The sequence below is a fragment of the Pseudomonas sp. 10C3 genome, assembly GCF_036346185.1.
GTDB lineage: Bacteria > Pseudomonadota > Gammaproteobacteria > Pseudomonadales > Pseudomonadaceae > Aquipseudomonas.
Map to the genome: position 1 here is coordinate 45,083 of NZ_JASJVE010000016.1, position 16,649 is coordinate 61,731.

The window sequence follows — 16,649 nt, forward strand, 5'->3', positions numbered from 1 at the left end:
TGTCCAGCAGAGCCTAGATGTCCCTCAGCCGCGTCTCTGTCACCGGGGTGCGCAATTTGCACCCGGTGACGCTCTCCCCTTCCCCCCGCATAAATATCCTTCACGGCGCGAATGGCAGTGGCAAAACCAGTGTACTGGAAGCCATTTATTTGCTCGGTCTTGCTCGCTCATTTCGCAGCGCACGATTGCTGCCCGTGATTCAGTACGAGCAACCCGCCTGCACGGTTTTTGGTCAGGTTGAACTCGCTCAAGGTGGGCACAGCAGTCTGGGTGTGTCGCGGGATCGCCAGGGGGAGTTTCAGATCCGTATCGACGGGCAGAATGCGCGAAGTGCAGCACAGCTGGCTGAAGCGTTACCTCTGCAACTGATTAACCCCGACAGCTTTCGACTCCTTGAAGGTGCTCCCAAGATCCGACGTCAGTTCCTCGATTGGGGAGTGTTCCACGTGGAACCTCGCTTTATGTCGACGTGGCAACGCTTGCAGAAGGCCCTGCGGCAGCGGAACTCATGGCTGCGGCATGGTACACTTGACGTCGCTTCACAAGCGGCTTGGGACCGGGAGTTATGCTTGGCCAGCGCTGACATCGATGAATATCGTCGAGCCTACATCAAGGCTCTAAAGCCAGTTTTTGAAAAAACCTTGAGCGAGTTGGTTGAACTTGAAGGTTTAACCCTGAGCTATTACCGCGGTTGGGACAAGGAGAAAGAGCTGAGTACAGTGCTCGCGTCTTCCCTACACCGCGACCAGCAAATGGGGCATACCCAGGCCGGACCGCAACGAGCTGATTTGCGCCTTAGATTGGGCGCTCATAATGCCGCTGAAATTTTATCTCGTGGCCAGCAGAAGTTAGTGGTCTGCGCTCTGCGCATTGCTCAAGGCCATTTGGTCAGCCAGGCACGGCGCGGCCAATGTATTTATCTGGTGGACGATTTGCCGTCTGAACTGGACGAGCATCATCGCCGCGCGCTTTGTCGCTTGTTAGAAGACTTACGCTGCCAAGTGTTTATCACCTGTGTAGACCATGAATTATTGAGGGAAGGCTGGCAGACGGAAACGCCAGTCGCTTTGTTCCACGTGGAACAAGGCCGTATCACCCAGACCCACGACCACCGGGAGTGAAGGCATGAGCGAAAATCAAACGTACGACTCCTCCAGCATTAAAGTGCTGAAAGGGCTAGATGCCGTACGCAAGCGTCCCGGTATGTATATCGGTGACACCGACGATGGCAGCGGTCTACACCACATGGTGTTCGAGGTGGTCGATAACTCGATCGACGAAGCTTTGGCTGGCCATTGCGACGAAATCAGCATCGTTATCCACTCTGATGAATCGATCACCGTCCGCGACAACGGTCGCGGTATTCCGGTAGACGTGCACAAAGAAGAAGGCATTTCGGCAGCTGAGGTCATCATGACCGTGCTGCATGCTGGCGGTAAGTTCGATGATAACTCTTACAAAGTATCTGGCGGCCTGCACGGTGTAGGCGTTTCAGTGGTAAACGCCCTTTCCGAATTGTTGCTGCTGACCGTACGTCGTAGCGGCAAGGTTTGGGAACAGACTTATATCCATGGTGTTCCACAGGAACCCATGCGTATCGTTGGCGAAAGTGATTCAACCGGTACCGAGATTCACTTCAAGCCATCCGACCTGACCTTCAAGAATATTCACTTCAGCTGGGATATCCTGGCCAAGCGTATTCGAGAACTCTCATTCCTCAACTCTGGCGTGGGCATCGTCCTCAAAGACGAGCGCAGCGGCAAAGAAGAGCTGTTCAAATACGAGGGCGGTTTGCGCGCGTTCGTTGAGTATCTGAACACTAACAAGACTCCAGTGAACCAGGTATTCCACTTCAACATCCAGCGCGACGATGGCATTGCTGTCGAGATTGCTTTGCAGTGGAACGATAGCTTCAACGAGAATCTGTTGTGCTTTACCAACAATATTCCTCAGCGTGACGGCGGTACTCACCTGGTAGGTTTTCGCTCGGCTCTGACGCGGAATCTGAACACTTACATCGAACAGGAAGGTCTGGCGAAGAAGCATAAAGTTGCCACCACCGGTGACGATGCACGTGAAGGTTTGACCGCAATTATTTCGGTCAAAGTGCCAGATCCAAAGTTCAGCTCGCAAACCAAAGACAAGTTGGTTTCGTCCGAAGTGAAAACTGCGGTCGAACAGGAAATGGGTAAACACTTCTCCGACTTCCTCCTGGAAAATCCGGGCGAAGCAAGAGCGGTTGTCGGCAAAATGATTGATGCTGCGCGCGCCCGTGAAGCGGCTCGTAAAGCCCGTGAGATGACTCGTCGTAAAGGTGCGCTGGATATCGCCGGTCTGCCAGGCAAGCTCGCTGACTGCCAGGAAAAAGACCCTGCCCTTTCCGAACTGTATCTTGTGGAAGGTGACTCTGCTGGTGGCTCCGCCAAGCAGGGACGCAACCGTAAGACTCAGGCGATCCTGCCGCTTAAAGGCAAGATCCTCAACGTAGAGAAAGCGCGTTTTGACAAGATGATCTCTTCGCAAGAAGTGGGCACCTTGATCACAGCGCTGGGCTGCGGTATTGGCCGCGATGAGTACAACATCGCCAAGCTGCGCTATCACAACATCATCATCATGACCGATGCTGACGTCGACGGTTCGCACATCCGTACGTTGCTGTTGACCTTTTTCTTCCGTCAACTGCCTGAGTTGATCGAGCGTGGCTACATCTACATCGCTCAACCGCCGTTGTACAAAGTGAAGAAAGGCAAGCAAGAGCAATACATCAAAGACGACGAGGCCATGGAAGAGTACATGACCCAGTCGGCTCTGGAAGATGCCAGCCTGCACCTCAATGAATCGGCTCCAGGGATCTCGGGTGAGGCGCTGGAGCGTCTGGTCAACGATTTCCGTATGGTCATGAAGACGCTCAAGCGCTTGTCGCGTTTGTATCCTCAGGAACTGACCGAGCATTTCGTTTACCTGCCGCCAATTTCGCTTGAGCAGCTTTCTGACCACGCGGGCATGCAGGCATGGTTGGCGCTGTTTGATGCGCGTTTGCGCGTCGGTGAGAAGTCAGGTCTGGTCTACAAAGCCAGCCTGCGTGAAGATCGTGAACGTAACGTCTGGCTGCCAGAGGTTGAATTGATCTCTCACGGGTTGTCCAATTACGTGACCTTCAACCGCGACTTCTTCGGCAGTAACGATTATAAAACCGTGACGGCTCTGGGCGCGCAAATAAGCACCTTGCTTGAAGAAGGCGCTTACGTACAACGCGGCGAACGCAAGAAGCCGGTCAATGAGTTCAAGGAAGCCCTTGCCTGGTTGATGGCGGAAAGTACCAAACGCCATACCATCCAGCGCTATAAAGGTCTGGGTGAAATGAACCCGGATCAACTTTGGGAAACCACCATGGACCCAAGCGTACGTCGGATGCTCAAGGTCACGATTGAAGATGCCATTGGTGCTGACCAGATCTTCAACACCCTGATGGGCGACGCGGTAGAACCACGTCGTGACTTCATCGAACGAAATGCCCTGGCGGTGTCAAACCTCGATTTCTAAGGGGCTGTAGGTTCTCAAAATAAATGAGAATTCTCACAAATAGTTGAATCACGCTACACAAAAAAGCCAACGCTTATTCAGCGTTGGCTTTTTTGTATCTGCGCGTTTGATAGATTTTGGATAAGCGATTCAGCTTTATAACGTCGATGATTTTTATAAGAAAAGACAGAGAGGAATCCCTATCCAAAACGTTATTCGTTAACTCGACTGTCGGCGCTGATTGACAACTGACTCACCCTGCCGATTGCAATTTAATCTAGGGCGGGCTGCTGATTCCACATTTTATGACCCATGTGCTCTTGCTCGAAAGCTGAGTGGGAGCAGCTGAACACTTGGGGCTGTTTTCAGCCGGCAGGACAGCTGTTACTAGATCAATTCACGGTCAGCGGCAACAGTGTGGTGCCAGATCGGCCAGCACCTGGCTGACAGAGCGACGGCCCTCGGGCTGACTGGAGAAGGGCAAGTGCAAGCGTTCCTGCAGCAGTGCCTGCATTGGCAAGGCATAGGCCGCGTCATCGTCGCTCCTGGCGAAATAGTGCAGGTGGGCGCTTCGATTCAATGATGTCAGGTTTTGAAATGCGCGCCCGCTTCCAGCGCCGCGCACCCCGGTGCTATCGGGCTGACGGTGATTTCTTTGATAGAGGCTGAGAGCATTCGGCAATCAGTGATTGTGTAGTTCATACGAGAATCAGCTTTCCTGGCTTAGCGGCGTTTCATGCAGGTAGATCCATTGGGCGTTGCGGTGATGCAGGCCAATGATCGCCACCGAAACCCTTGAGCTTTCGCGCTGGTCGAGGCGATGGGTTTCCTTGTAGCGGATCGCCACGCTGTGGCCTTCCTGCCAGACCGTCTGCAGATCGCTGATGACGATCTCCAGGCCTGGCTTGGCGCCGACTGCACCCCTGAACATCTGTTCGATCGTCGCCCGGCTGACGATGGCAGCCGAGGTGGTGAGCATGGTGAAGTGCTCGGCGAATGCCGACATCAGCGGCTCGAGCGCGGCCTGCCCGTTACCGTTTGCGTCGGTGAACAGGGTGTGGATCAACTCGTGCACGTGATGAATGCTGTGGTGTGCCTGTTCAACTATTTTGTTGTGCATGACAGTCCTTTTGAGTGTTCAACTGACTCAGTTGAAAGAGTGGAAACAGGCCCACCAGTGCGGCGATGGCGAAAGTCGCGTGGTAGGCCTGGGTGGTATCGAAATGCTTCAAGAGCAGGTTGAAAACCATCAGGAAGAGGGCGGCGCCGATGCTGAATGACATCTGTCGGTTGATGTTCCAGATGACACTGGCCTTGTGGGTATCGCGGCCCTCAAAGTCTATCAATGACGTGGTTTGTGCGGTGTTGGCACCGATGCCGCCGCCGACCCCCATCAAGCTGTAGGCGATGACAATCACCAAAAGGTCTGAGGGATCGTTCACCAGTAACAAGGTGGCGATGCCGGCGCTGTGCAACAGCATGCCGAGGGCAAACAGCCGCTTGGCGCTCATCCGGTTATAGACCCGGCCACAGATCAGCATCGCGATGAATGCGCCGATGGCGTACAGGATCATGAACATCCCTGTCAGTCGGGCGCTGAAGTGCAGGGTGTTTTGCAGGAAGAAGATGCTCATCAAGTTGACCCCCGTGAACACACCGGGAATCGCGTAATAGATAAAGATGGAGGTGCTGAGTTTTTTGCTTTTGAGCAGGCTCAGTTCAATGATCGGATTTTTGCAGGTGCGGTAGTGCAGCCCGTACAGCACGACGAACGTAACGCCGGCCATGACGAAGAAGGCAGCCACCAGTGCCGGAGAGTCGCCGCCATACAACGACATACCCATCAGCAGGCTGCCGAGTGCGGCGCTGACCAGCAGCAAGCCCTTGATGTCCGGACTAGGCAAACTCGTCGGTCGCGCTTCGTTGATCCAGAACCAGGACAGCAACGCCGCGATCAGCGAGAACGGAATGTTGCTGTAGAACACCCAGCGCCAGGAGCTGCTGTCGACGATGACGCCGCCGATCGTCGGTGAAATGGCTGGCGCTATCAGGGCAACGGCCATGACCAACGTGGATATTTTCGCGCGCTGCTCACCCTTGAACAGGTTGAACGTCAACGCCTGGCCGACAGGAATCAACAGGCCGCCGCCAATCCCCTGGACGAAGCGCCAGATCACCAGCTCGTTGAAACTGTTGGCCAGCCCACACATCCACACGGAGGCTGTGAACACGATCATCGAGGCGGTGAGGATTTCCCGACTGCCAAAACGACCGGCCAGCCAGGTGCTGACCGGGATGATCAGTGTCAGCCCCAGAATATAAGCGTTAGCCACCCAGGCAACGTCTGAAGTACTAACGTGCAGCGCCGCCGATATACTCGGTAATGCGACCGCCGACATAAAGATGTTAATGCAGTCTATAAAAAAGCCGATCAGGAATATTAGTGCAACTTTGTAGCGATAGGTCATGTTGTTTCCCCTTTGCCGCAAAGCATAGGGGCGGTCGACTTGAACTGTCGATACGACTATTCTTGAAACAATGTTTGACGGGATTTAACAGTGAGCCCTATTGCTATGCACACTCATCTTAATCGGGTCCAGACATTCCTGGCCGTGGTCGATTTTGGTTCTTACACCAAGGCTGCCAATTACCTGAGCATCAGCAAAGCCATGGCCAGTCTGCATGTCAAGGCGCTGGAGGACGTGCTGTCAGCGACGTTGTTGATTAGAAATACCCGAAATCTATCCCTCACCGAAATCGGTCAGGACTTTTATGAAGAATTCAAAGGTATTGTCGCGGACATCGATAACGCCTTCGATAATGTATTAAAAGGGCATAATCGGGTGTCCGGCAAGTTGCGCTTCAGTTCCACCAGTGAATACGGCGAGGCTTATATTCTTCCGTTGATACCGCAATTTATAGAGCGCTATCCGGAAATAAAACTCTGTTATAACTTTAACGCGTCACTCAATGATCTGGTGGCGGAAAAGTTAGACCTCGTTATCCGTTTAGGCAGTTTGGCGGACTCGGCTTTCAAGAGCCGTAAACTGGCGGATTATGAAATTGTCCTAGTGGCGACCGAGACGTTTCTTGCGCGTCACCCGGTGCAAACTCCTCAGGACCTGAATTCGGTGCCGTGGATCGCCAACAGCAACCTGCAGGCACCGACCCAGTGGACGTTGCGCCATCCGCACTTGGGGACTGTCGAGATCAACGGGATCAATCAGTTTGAATCCAATTCTTCCACGGCTATCCGCTCCATGACGTTGTCGTCGCTGGGCGTCTCGGTGCTACCCGCGTGGGTGGTCAAGGACGACATTGTCAGCGAGCGGTTGATTCGCCTGTTGCCCGATTATTCGTTGCCCTCGCAATCCGTCAACGTGGTGTTTCCCAACAGCCCGCATTTGCCCCACAAATCGAGGGCGTTCATTGATTTCCTGTTGCTGCATCTGGCGCAGTAAGTACCAAATAAAAGCCCCTGAATGAGAGATTCAGGGGCTTTCGTTTAACCGGATTTCCGATCATTGTGCGAATAAGCAAGAAAATCGCTCCGTTTTAGGACGCTGCGATTGCTCGAAAGTGTTTTCACACAACCTCGGCATGAAGCAGCCGCTTGAAAGCGTCTACGAAACTAAGGGCGATTCAAAAGCCAGGATCAGTAATGGCCACGTTGACAAATTTCGAGAAAGCACACATTTCGTTCATGACACTATTCGACTCCACTGCGTTCAAAACACACTCAGCGCAAGCTGGGCAAAAATCGCCCGTCACACCAGCACAACGCTTAGCGTTGGCTTTTTTATAACGAAAATTTAACCGGGGATGAACATTCCAACGGCTGCCGCTCCCATGACTGCCGTTGCTATCCAGCCGAGGATGAGCAGAGGTCGGCTTGCTGTAAAAGCACCCATTACAGATTTCTTCGAAACCAGGAGGAGAATGACAACCATCAGGGGCACGGCGACCAGACCGTTGATGACAGCGCTCCAGAACAACGCCTTCATTGGACTTATTGGCGAATACTGGATGCCGAGTCCGGCAAGTACGCTGATGGAGATGATGGCGTAGAACCCACGCGCATCATTCACTTTTCGTTCGAGGCCCTTCCTCCAGCCCATGGCTTCGGAAAGAGCATAGGCTCCAGAGCCCGCCAACACAGGCACGCCGATCATGCCGACACCGAGAATGCCAAGCGCGAAGAGCATGTAGGCAAAGTCACCGGCGAGCGGTCGCAGAGCACTTGCTGCCTGCGCTGCCGTGTTGATGTCGGTAACGCCAGACACGTGGAGCGTAACGGCGGTCGCAAGAATGATGAAGTAGGCGGTGAGATTGGAGTAGAGCATGCCGCTCCAGGTATCCCATTGGATGCGTCGGAGTTCCGGTGCGGCGGAGGGCGCATCGCGCAGGAGTGGCATGCTGCTTGAGTGTGCTTCCATGTCCTCAACTTCTTCTGAGGCCTGCCAGAAAAAAAGGTATGGACTGATGGTCGTGCCGAAAACCCCGACGACCATGGCAGCAGTGCTCGAGTCCAGGGTGATTTGGGGCCAGAACGTGTGTGTTGCGACCTGCCCCCAGGGAACATGAACCGTAAACAATACGGCGGCGTAGGCCAATAGCGAGACCGTCAGCCACTTCAAGATGAAGACGTAACGGTGATAAGGAACGAACAGCTGCAGCAGGATCGTCACGGACACAAAAAAAGCAGTCATGAGGTGCCGGTTGACGCCAGAAACCAGTTCCGCAACCTCGCCCATGGCAGCGACATCTGCGGCAATATTCAGGGTGTTGGCCACGAGCAGTAGACACAAAACGCACGGAAGTACGATGGGCGGGAACGCATCCTGGATATTGGCAGCGAGTCCTTTCCCTGTAACTCGGCCGATGTTCGCACACATCGATTGAATGGCGGCCATCAAAGGATAGGCCACGGGCATCGTCCACAGCATATCAAGGCCAAATTGCGCGCCAGCCTGGGAGTACGTAGCAATACCACTTGGGTCGTCGTCCGCCACACCGGTAATGAGGCCCGGCCCGATTCGCGACAACGGGTGCTCCTTCAGCCGCTTCCAAAGAACCCCACAGGTACGCATCAGTCGCACGACTTACTCCTGGGCTGCCCTGTGCAATAAGCTTTTAATGTCGAGAATGAAGCACTGAGATGTGTTCATTTCCTGTACCGGGGCACCGTAAGAATAATCACTCAGTGGGTTATAACGATCAAAAAATGAATGGGTTGAAAGCCACGGATAAAAAGTCAGACAAGCCCACGGCAGATCACCTAACGCACTCATATTCCTCCCCTGCAACCCAAGGTAAAACACGGTTACTTCATGACATTATTGGCGGAACTCAAAGAAACCATACACTAAGCAATGGCATTGTCAAATCACTGACTAAGACAGTGGAAAAACAAAATAAAGTCAAGTATTTGACTACTTGTAAGAGATTAATAGATGTTTTTTGATCAATCATTACCTCATTCTCAACAGGCATGGCCTGAGTGAAATACGATGTAATCGGTCATAAAAAAAGCCGGCCTCATGGGCCGGCTTCGTCACAATCCTGAAAACTTATGCACTTTTTTTGCTCATTAATCAGCTTAAGAAATAAGTATATAAATTAATAAGTTGGCGCGATTTTTTTAAAGGATTGCAAAAATGGTGCACAGGTTATCCACAGATCCTAAACAACCGCATTCTCTTCGCTCGGTGCTGGTGCAACCACTGACCCCATAGCGCGTTGCGTTGCTTCATTCCAGGCCGCGACCCGGTCATTAAGCGCTGCGATGGCGCGTGGGCCCGTGCCCTCGGCATACATAGGTTCGCCAATAACTAACTCAATGGTGCCCGGCTTTTTCGCCCAACCTTCTTTTGGCCAGTACTTGCCTGCGTTGTGTGCAATGGGCAGCACCGGCAGGTTTGCATTCACGGCCAGCGCTGTGCCACCTCGGGAGAACTTACCAATCTGTCCAAAAGGAACGCGAGTACCTTCCGGAAAGATCAACACCCATACGCCATCCTTGAGCAGTTCATGGCCTCTTTTGGCGACATGCTTGAGTGCCGCTTTTGGATTGTCACGGTTGATCGCAATCGGCCGTAGCATCGCCATCGCCCAACCGAAGAACGGGACGTACAACAGCTCACGCTTGAGCACCTGGCTCAGAGGTTCGAAGTGCGCCGAGAGGAAGAAGGTTTCCCAGGTGCTCTGGTGATTGGACAGAATCACACAGGGCTGTAGCGGGATATTTTCCTGACCTTTTACTTCGACATGAATGTTCAAAAACACCCGCGTCAGCCATAACGCACAGCGGCACCAGTACACGTTGATAAAACGGTAGCGGGCGCGGAAAGGCAAAAACGGGGCGACAAAGAAACTCAGTGTGCACCACAGAAGAGAAGTGGTGCACAACAGCAGGTAAAAGAAGAAGGTTCTGATTGCCTGCATGATCGACATAGGAGCTTTTACCGTTGCGGGCGATGCCCGTCTATTTACAAGTGTGGATAAGTTCTGCGGCAACCGCCGCCAGATCGTCAAAAACCAGAGTGCCTGGGGGCAAAGGGTTCCCCATTGTTTTGAGACCTTTACCGGTCTTTACCAAAACTGGTTGAGAGTCGACGGCCAGCGCCGCCTCCAAGTCACCCTTACTATCGCCAACAAACCAGATGCCCGCCAGATCTACCGCGTAATGATGGGCAATCGCTTTGAGCATGCCCGGTTTTGGTTTGCGGCAATCGCAGCCTTCATCCGGACCGTGTGGACAAAAAACGATCAGGCCGACTTCACCACCCTGCTCTGCCACCAGATGGCGCAAGCGCGAGTGCATGGCTTCGAGTGTGGCGACATCGTAAAACCCGCGGGCAACGCCGGACTGGTTAGTGGCGACGGCCACCGTCCAGCCGGCCTTGCTCAGGCGTGCAATAGCCTCGATCGAGCCCGGAAGGGGAATCCACTCCTCCACCGACTTGATGTAAGCGTCGGAGTCATGATTGATTACCCCGTCCCGGTCCAGAATCAGCAGCTTCAAGCCTTGCCCCTTCAACATCATCCCAGCAGCGAAATGTCGGCAACGCCCAGGAACAGGCCGCGTAAGCGAGCCAGCAAGGCATAACGATTGGCGCGTACGCTGGCATCTTCAGCATTGACCATCACGGCTTCGAAGAACGCATCGACTGGCTCGCGCAACGCAGCCAAACGAGCCAGTGCTTCACTGTACTGACGCGCTGCGGCCATCGGTTGCACCGCTTGGTCCGCTTGCTGAATCGCCGAGTACAACGAAAACTCGTGCGCGTTATCGAAGTATTTAGGTTCGACGGTGCTGGCGATATTGCCTTGCGCCTTGCTCAACAGGTTCGACACACGCTTGTTCACCGCCGCCAACGCGGAAGCTTCAGGCAGCTTGCGGAAGGCTTGCACCGCTTGAACCCGCTGATCGAAATCAAGGGCTGAAGCCGGTTGCAGAGCCCGTACCGACAGATACGTAGCGACTTCGACACCTTCATCTTCGTAACGCGCACGCAGGCGGTCGAAGATGAACTCCAGCACTTGTTCGGCCAGGCCGGCAGGTTTGATCTTCGCACCGAACTGAGTCACGGCGAAGGTCACGGTCTGCACCAGATCGAGGTCCAGCTTCTTGTCGATCAGGATCCGCAGCACGCCCAACGCAGCGCGGCGCAGTGCATACGGGTCTTTGCTGCCGGTGGGCAACATGCCGATACCGAAGATGCCGACCAGCGTGTCGAGCTTGTCGGCCATGGCGACGGCTGCACCGGTCAGAGTGGTTGGCAGTTCGGCGCCAGCACCACGAGGCATGTATTGCTCGTTCAGTGCCAGTGCGACGTCTTCAGGCTCGCCGTCGGCCAAGGCGTAGTAATAACCGGCAACACCCTGCATTTCAGGGAATTCGCCGACCATCTCGGTCGCCAGATCGCACTTGGACAGCAAACCTGCACGTGCTGCGCGCTTGGCATCGCCACCAATGCGGGGGGCGATGAAGGCAGCCAGTTTCGATACGCGCTCGGCTTTATCGAAAACACTGCCTAACTGGGCCTGGAACACTACGTTTTGTAGGCGCAGATTGAAGGTTTCCAGCTTCTGCTTCTTGTCTTGCTTGAAGAAGAATTCGGCGTCGGTCAACCGTGGGCAAACCACTTTTTCGTTGCCGGAAATGATTTGCGCCGGGTCTTTGCTCTCAATGTTGGCCACGGTGATGAAGCGTGGCAGCAACTTACCGTCGGCATCCAGCAGGCAGAAATACTTCTGGTTGTCCTGCATGGTAATGATCAGTGCTTCTTGCGGCACGTCGAGGAAGCGTTCTTCGAACGAGCACACCAGCGGTACAGGCCATTCGACCAGCGCGGTGACTTCATCGAGCAGGCTTGGCGGCACAATCGCGGTGCCTTCCTGCAGTGTTGCCAGTTCGGCGACGCGCTTGCTGATCAGCTCACGACGCTCGGCGAAGTCAGCCAATACGTGGGCGCCACGCAAGTCTTGCAGGTAGTTGGCAGGCGAAGTGATGCGCACGCTTTCCGGGTGATGGAAACGGTGACCACGGGAGTCACGGCCTGCGGTCTGAGCAAGGATGGTGCAATCGACCACTTGATCGCCAAACAGCATGACCAGCCATTGGGTTGGACGCACGAACTCTTCTTTGCGCGCACCCCAGCGCATGCGCTTGGGGATCGGCAGGTCGTTCAGAGAGTCTTCAACGATGGTTGGTAGCAGACTCGTCGTCGGCTTGCCGACGATGTTCTGACTGAACCGCAACTTCGGCCCGCTCTGATCGATCTCGCTCAGTTCTACGCCGCACTTCTTGGCGAAGCCCAGTGCGGCTTGAGTCGGATTGCCTTCAGCATCGAAGGCGGCCTGGCGTGGTGGACCGTCGAGGTTGACGCTGCGATCCGCTTGTTGCGTAGCGAGCTGGGTAATCAGTACGGCCAGACGACGCGGCGCAGCGTAGACCTGTTTGGCGCTGTAGCTGAGGCCAGCGGCCTGTAAGCCTTTTTCGATGCCCGCGAGGAACGCGTCACCCAGAGCGCCAAGGGCTTTGGGTGGCAGTTCTTCGGTGCCCAATTCAACCAGGAAATCTCGAGCACTCATTGTGCAGCCTCCAGCTTAGCCAACACTTCATCACGTAAATCGGGGGGGGCCATCGGGAAGCCCAGCTTGGCTCGGGCTTGCAGATAGCTCTGCGCTACCGAACGGGCCAACGTCCGTACCCGCAGGATGTACTGCTGACGCGCGGTGACCGAAATCGCCCGACGTGCATCCAGCAGGTTGAAGGTGTGCGAGGCCTTGAGGACCATTTCGTAGCTTGGTAATGGCAGCTGGAGCTCAATCAGGCGACTGGCTTCGCTCTCATAGAAATCAAACAGTTCAAACAGTTTCTCAACGTTGGCGTGTTCGAAGTTGTAAGTCGATTGCTCGACCTCGTTCTGGTGGAACACATCGCCGTAGGTCACTTTGCCGAACGGGCCGTCGGTCCAGACCAGGTCATAGACCGAATCCACACCTTGCAGGTACATGGCCAGGCGTTCCAGACCGTAGGTGATTTCACCGGTCACCGGGTAGCACTCAATGCCGCCTGCTTGCTGGAAGTAGGTGAACTGGGTGACTTCCATGCCATTGAGCCAGACTTCCCATCCCAGACCCCAGGCGCCAAGCGTTGGCGATTCCCAGTTGTCTTCGACGAAACGAATGTCATGCACGAGTGGATCAAGGCCAACGTGCTTCAGGGAGCCGAGGTACAGCTCCTGGAAGTTGTCCGGGTTAGGCTTCAATACCACCTGGAATTGGTAGTAATGCTGCAAGCGGTTCGGGTTTTCGCCGTAGCGGCCATCAGTCGGGCGTCGGCTGGGCTGCACATAAGCGGCGTTCCAGGTTTCCGGGCCGATGGCGCGCAGAAACGTAGCGGTATGGAATGTGCCGGCGCCGACTTCCATATCGTAGGGCTGAAGCACCACACAACCTTGCTCGGCCCAGTATTGTTGAAGGGCGAGGATCAAGTCTTGGAAGGTACGCACGGCTGGCGTAGGCTGGCTCACGAAATTCACCTGTGCTGGGACTGCGATTTAAAGAGCGGGAGTATACCCGATTCGGCCGCACCTCCACCCTTGGAGCCTTATGCCACGCTGCTTTTGGTGCAACGAAGATCCGCTATACATCGCTTATCACGATCAAGAGTGGGGCGTGCCGTTGCGCGATGCGCAGAAACTCTTCGAGTTGCTATTGCTCGAAGGGTTCCAGGCCGGTCTTTCCTGGATCACGATTTTAAAGAAACGCGCACGCTATCGTGAAGTCTTGTTCGGCTTCGATGTGCAGCGCGTGGCGCAGATGAGCGACGCTGAAATCGAAGCGCTGATGCTCGACCCCGGCATCATTCGCAACCGCCTCAAACTCAATGCCGCCCGGCGTAACGCGCAGGCCTGGCAAGCCCTGGAAGACCCGGTGGAATGGCTTTGGTCGTTTGTGGACGGGCAGCCAAAAATCAATCACTTCGAGGGTCGCAGCCAGGTTCCGGCCGTCACTCCTGAAGCTGAAGCGATGAGCAAAGCCCTGAAAAAAGCTGGCTTCACGTTTGTCGGACCCACGATTTGCTACGCCTTCATGCAGGCCGCAGGCATGGTCATGGATCACACCCTTGAGTGTGATCGATACGCCGTCTTGAGCCGCTGATGGTTACAATAGCGGCCTTGCGAATTCGGGAGTGATCTGTGGATAAGTTCAAAGGCGCCCTTTTGGTCGGGCTTTTGCGGCTATTTGCCCTGTTGCCATGGCGAGTGGTGCAGTGGGTCGGTACGTCCATCGGCTGGTTGATGTGGAAACTGCCCAACCGTTCGCGCGAAATAGCGCGTATCAACCTGTCCAAGTGTTTCCCTGAGCTGGACGCCGGCGAACGTGAGAGTCTGGTTGGCCGCAGTCTCATGGACATCGGCAAGACGTTCACCGAAAGCGCCTGCGCCTGGATCTGGCCCGCTCAGAAATCAATCGATCTGGTGCGTGAAGTCGAAGGGCTTGAAGTGCTGGAAGCCGCGCTGGCCTCAGGCAAGGGCGTGGTTGGCATCACCAGCCACTTGGGCAACTGGGAAGTGCTTAACCACTTCTATTGCAGCCAGTGCAAACCGATCATTTTTTACCGGCCACCGAAACTCAAGGCGGTGGACGATCTGCTGCGCAAACAGCGTGTGCAACTGGGCAATCGCGTGGCGGCCTCGACCAAAGAAGGCATCCTCAGCGTTATCAAGGAAGTGCGCAAAGGCGGTTCAGTGGGTATTCCGGCCGATCCCGAGCCCGCTGAGTCTGCAGGTGTGTTCGTGCCCTTCTGCGCGACCCAGGCGTTGACCAGCAAGTTCGTGCCCAACATGTTGGCCGGAGGTAAAGCAGTGGGCGTTTTTCTGCATGCGATCCGTCTGGCCGATGGTTCCGGTTACAAGGTGATCCTCGAAGCGGCCCCCGAGGCGATGTACAGCACTGACACGCAAACGTCCGCGGCGGCCATGAGTCAGGTTGTCGAGAAGTACGTGCGGGCTTACCCCAGCCAGTACATGTGGACGATGAAGCGTTTCAAAAAGCGTCCACCGGGCGAAAAGCGCTGGTATTGAAGGCTGCCAGCTGTGGATAACTGCTGCAATTGAAGTTATCCACAGTCTTGGCAACCACTTTCCAGTGATTCGATCATGGGATTGTCCCGTACCGGCCTTTCCAATTGATCGGTGCCGCTGATTAAAAAAAGCTCAAGCCGACCTGAAACAGCCGCTCTACGTCGCGGATATATTTTTTATCCACAAGGAACAGAATCACGTGGTCGCCGGACTTGATCACCGTGATGTCGTGGGCGATCAGCACTTCTTCGGCGCGAATGATTGCGCCGATGGTAGTGCCTGGCGGCAGTGTGATGTCACGGATGGCGCGACCGATGACCTTGCTCGACCTGGCATCACCATGGGCGACGGCTTCAATGGCTTCGGCTGCACCACGACGCAATGAATGCACGCTGACAATGTCGCCACGGCGAACGTGAGTCAGCAAGGTGCCGATAGTCGCCAGTTGCGGGCTGATCGCGATATCGATCTCGCCGCCCTGTACCAGATCCACATACGCCGGGTTGTTGATGATGGTCATCACTTTGCGTGCGCCGAGGCGTTTGGCCAACAGCGAGGACATGATATTGGCCTCGTCATCGTTGGTCAGCGCCAGGAACAGATCGACTTCGGCGATGTTTTCTTCCAGCAGTAAATCCCGGTCCGACGCGCTGCCCAGCAGGACCACGGTGTTATCCAGTGTTTCCGAAAGGTGACGACAGCGGGCCGGGTTCATCTCGATGATCTTGACCTGATAGCGACTTTCGATGGCTTCGGCCAGCCGTTCACCGATATGCCCGCCGCCCGCGATGACGATGCGTTTGTAGCTTTCATCCAGGCGGCGCATCTCGCTCATGACGGCGCGGATGTTTGCTTTGGCCGCGATGAAAAACACCTCGTCATCCACTTCAATGACGGTATCGCCTTGGGGGGCTATCGGCCGGTCACGGCGGAAAATCGCGGCGACCCGGGTGTCGACGTTAGGCATGTGTTCGCGCAACTGACGCAGCTGTTGGCCGACCAGCGGCCCGCCGTAGTACGCCTTGACCGCCACCAACTGGGCCTTGCCGCCAGCAAAATCGATCACTTGCAGCGCGCCGGGGTATTCGATCAGGCGCTTGATGTAGTTGGTCACCACCTGTTCCGGACTGATCAGCACGTCCACGGGGATCGCGTCGTTATTGAACAGACCGGCACGGGTCAGGTAGGCCGCTTCGCGCACGCGGGCGATTTTGGTCGGGGTCTTGAACAGGGTGTAAGCAACCTGACAGGCGAGCATGTTGGTCTCGTCGCTGTTGGTCACCGCCACCAACATATCGGCATCATCCGCGCCGGCCTGACGCAGCACCGTGGGGAACGAACCGCGGCCCTGAACGGTACGGATATCAAGGCGATCGCCCAGATCACGCAAGCGATCGGCGTCGGTGTCGACCACGGTGATGTCATTCGCTTCACCGGCCAAATGTTCAGCCAGCGTACCGCCGACCTGTCCTGCGCCGAGGATGATGATTTTCATCGTTCACTCCTTGAAACGAGTTAGCACGGCAAACC

15 protein-coding genes are annotated in these 16,649 nt (G+C 55.2%); 5 read left to right on the plus strand and 10 right to left on the minus strand.

Features of this window, described 5'->3' with window-relative positions:
- Positions 1-17 precede the first annotated feature (17 nt).
- Together recF and gyrB are read left to right on the plus strand one after the other, a co-directional pair.
- On the plus strand, positions 18-1,121 hold the full coding sequence (gene recF / locus QN399_RS16745; RefSeq protein ID WP_219063378.1) for a DNA replication/repair protein RecF: 1,104 nt from the start codon (positions 18-20) through the stop codon (positions 1,119-1,121).
- A 4-nt stretch (positions 1,122-1,125) separates the two neighbouring features.
- Positions 1,126-3,543 carry a DNA topoisomerase (ATP-hydrolyzing) subunit B gene (gene gyrB / locus QN399_RS16750; protein ID WP_330201281.1) on the plus strand — a complete coding sequence of 806 codons (2,418 nt, stop codon included), beginning with the start codon at positions 1,126-1,128 and terminating at the stop codon, positions 3,541-3,543.
- 382 nt (positions 3,544-3,925) lie between these two features.
- Here gyrB and QN399_RS16755 read toward each other — a convergent pair whose 3' ends face one another.
- The 3 genes from QN399_RS16755 to QN399_RS16765 all read right to left on the minus strand — a co-directional run bounded on the left by QN399_RS16755 (position 3,926) and on the right by QN399_RS16765 (position 5,990).
- On the minus strand, positions 3,926-4,102 hold the full coding sequence (locus QN399_RS16755; RefSeq protein WP_322177119.1) for a hypothetical protein: 177 nt from the start codon (positions 4,100-4,102) through the stop codon (positions 3,926-3,928).
- Positions 4,103-4,231: 129 nt separating this feature from the next.
- On the minus strand, positions 4,232-4,642 hold the full coding sequence (locus QN399_RS16760) for a DUF4440 domain-containing protein (RefSeq protein ID WP_330201282.1): 411 nt from the start codon (positions 4,640-4,642) through the stop codon (positions 4,232-4,234).
- Positions 4,623-5,990 (minus strand): MFS transporter, encoded by a 1,368-nt coding sequence (locus QN399_RS16765; RefSeq protein ID WP_330201283.1) that lies wholly within the window; start codon positions 5,988-5,990, stop codon positions 4,623-4,625. Before QN399_RS16765 ends, QN399_RS16760 begins: the two co-directional genes overlap by 20 nt.
- 105 nt (positions 5,991-6,095) lie before the next feature.
- Here QN399_RS16765 and QN399_RS16770 point away from each other — a divergent pair, with 105 nt between their 5' ends.
- A complete protein-coding gene (locus tag QN399_RS16770; RefSeq protein WP_330201284.1) occupies positions 6,096-6,983 on the plus strand; it encodes a LysR family transcriptional regulator in 888 nt (295 codons plus the stop codon).
- A gap of 181 nt (positions 6,984-7,164) precedes the next feature.
- Here the strand turns inward: QN399_RS16770 and QN399_RS16775 are convergent, their stop codons facing one another.
- The 6 genes from QN399_RS16775 to glyQ all read right to left on the minus strand — a co-directional run bounded on the left by QN399_RS16775 (position 7,165) and on the right by glyQ (position 13,562).
- On the minus strand, positions 7,165-7,440 hold the full coding sequence (locus QN399_RS16775; RefSeq protein WP_322278482.1) for a type II toxin-antitoxin system MqsA family antitoxin: 276 nt from the start codon (positions 7,438-7,440) through the stop codon (positions 7,165-7,167).
- Positions 7,335-8,612, minus strand: a complete 1,278-nt coding sequence (locus tag QN399_RS16780) for a divalent metal cation transporter (protein WP_330201308.1) — start codon at positions 8,610-8,612, stop codon at positions 7,335-7,337. The genes QN399_RS16775 and QN399_RS16780 overlap by 106 nt, the downstream gene beginning before the upstream one ends.
- 592 nt (positions 8,613-9,204) lie before the next feature.
- Positions 9,205-9,975, minus strand: a complete 771-nt coding sequence (locus tag QN399_RS16785; protein ID WP_322177124.1) for a lysophospholipid acyltransferase family protein — start codon at positions 9,973-9,975, stop codon at positions 9,205-9,207.
- A 31-nt stretch (positions 9,976-10,006) separates the two neighbouring features.
- Positions 10,007-10,546, minus strand: coding sequence for a D-glycero-beta-D-manno-heptose 1,7-bisphosphate 7-phosphatase (gene gmhB / locus QN399_RS16790; RefSeq protein ID WP_330201285.1), 540 nt, complete (start codon positions 10,544-10,546; stop codon positions 10,007-10,009).
- A gap of 17 nt (positions 10,547-10,563) precedes the next feature.
- The gene (glyS, locus tag QN399_RS16795) at positions 10,564-12,618 is read right to left on the minus strand and encodes a glycine--tRNA ligase subunit beta (protein WP_330201286.1); all 2,055 of its coding nucleotides are present in this window, start codon (positions 12,616-12,618) and stop codon (positions 10,564-10,566) included.
- Positions 12,615-13,562: a glycine--tRNA ligase subunit alpha gene (glyQ, locus tag QN399_RS16800; RefSeq protein WP_219063354.1), complete on the minus strand. Its 948-nt coding sequence runs from the start codon at positions 13,560-13,562 to the stop codon at positions 12,615-12,617. The genes glyS and glyQ overlap by 4 nt, the downstream gene beginning before the upstream one ends.
- Before the next feature lie 79 nt (positions 13,563-13,641).
- Between glyQ and QN399_RS16805 the strand changes: the two genes are divergently transcribed.
- Together QN399_RS16805 and QN399_RS16810 are read left to right on the plus strand one after the other, a co-directional pair.
- A complete protein-coding gene (locus QN399_RS16805) occupies positions 13,642-14,193 on the plus strand; it encodes a DNA-3-methyladenine glycosylase I (protein WP_322177127.1) in 552 nt (183 codons plus the stop codon).
- Positions 14,194-14,231: 38 nt separating this feature from the next.
- Positions 14,232-15,119, plus strand: coding sequence for a lysophospholipid acyltransferase (locus QN399_RS16810; protein ID WP_322218715.1), 888 nt, complete (start codon positions 14,232-14,234; stop codon positions 15,117-15,119).
- A gap of 121 nt (positions 15,120-15,240) precedes the next feature.
- Here the strand turns inward: QN399_RS16810 and trkA are convergent, their stop codons facing one another.
- The gene (trkA, locus tag QN399_RS16815; protein ID WP_322177129.1) at positions 15,241-16,614 is read right to left on the minus strand and encodes a Trk system potassium transporter TrkA; all 1,374 of its coding nucleotides are present in this window, start codon (positions 16,612-16,614) and stop codon (positions 15,241-15,243) included.
- Positions 16,615-16,649: the final 35 nt, after the last annotated feature.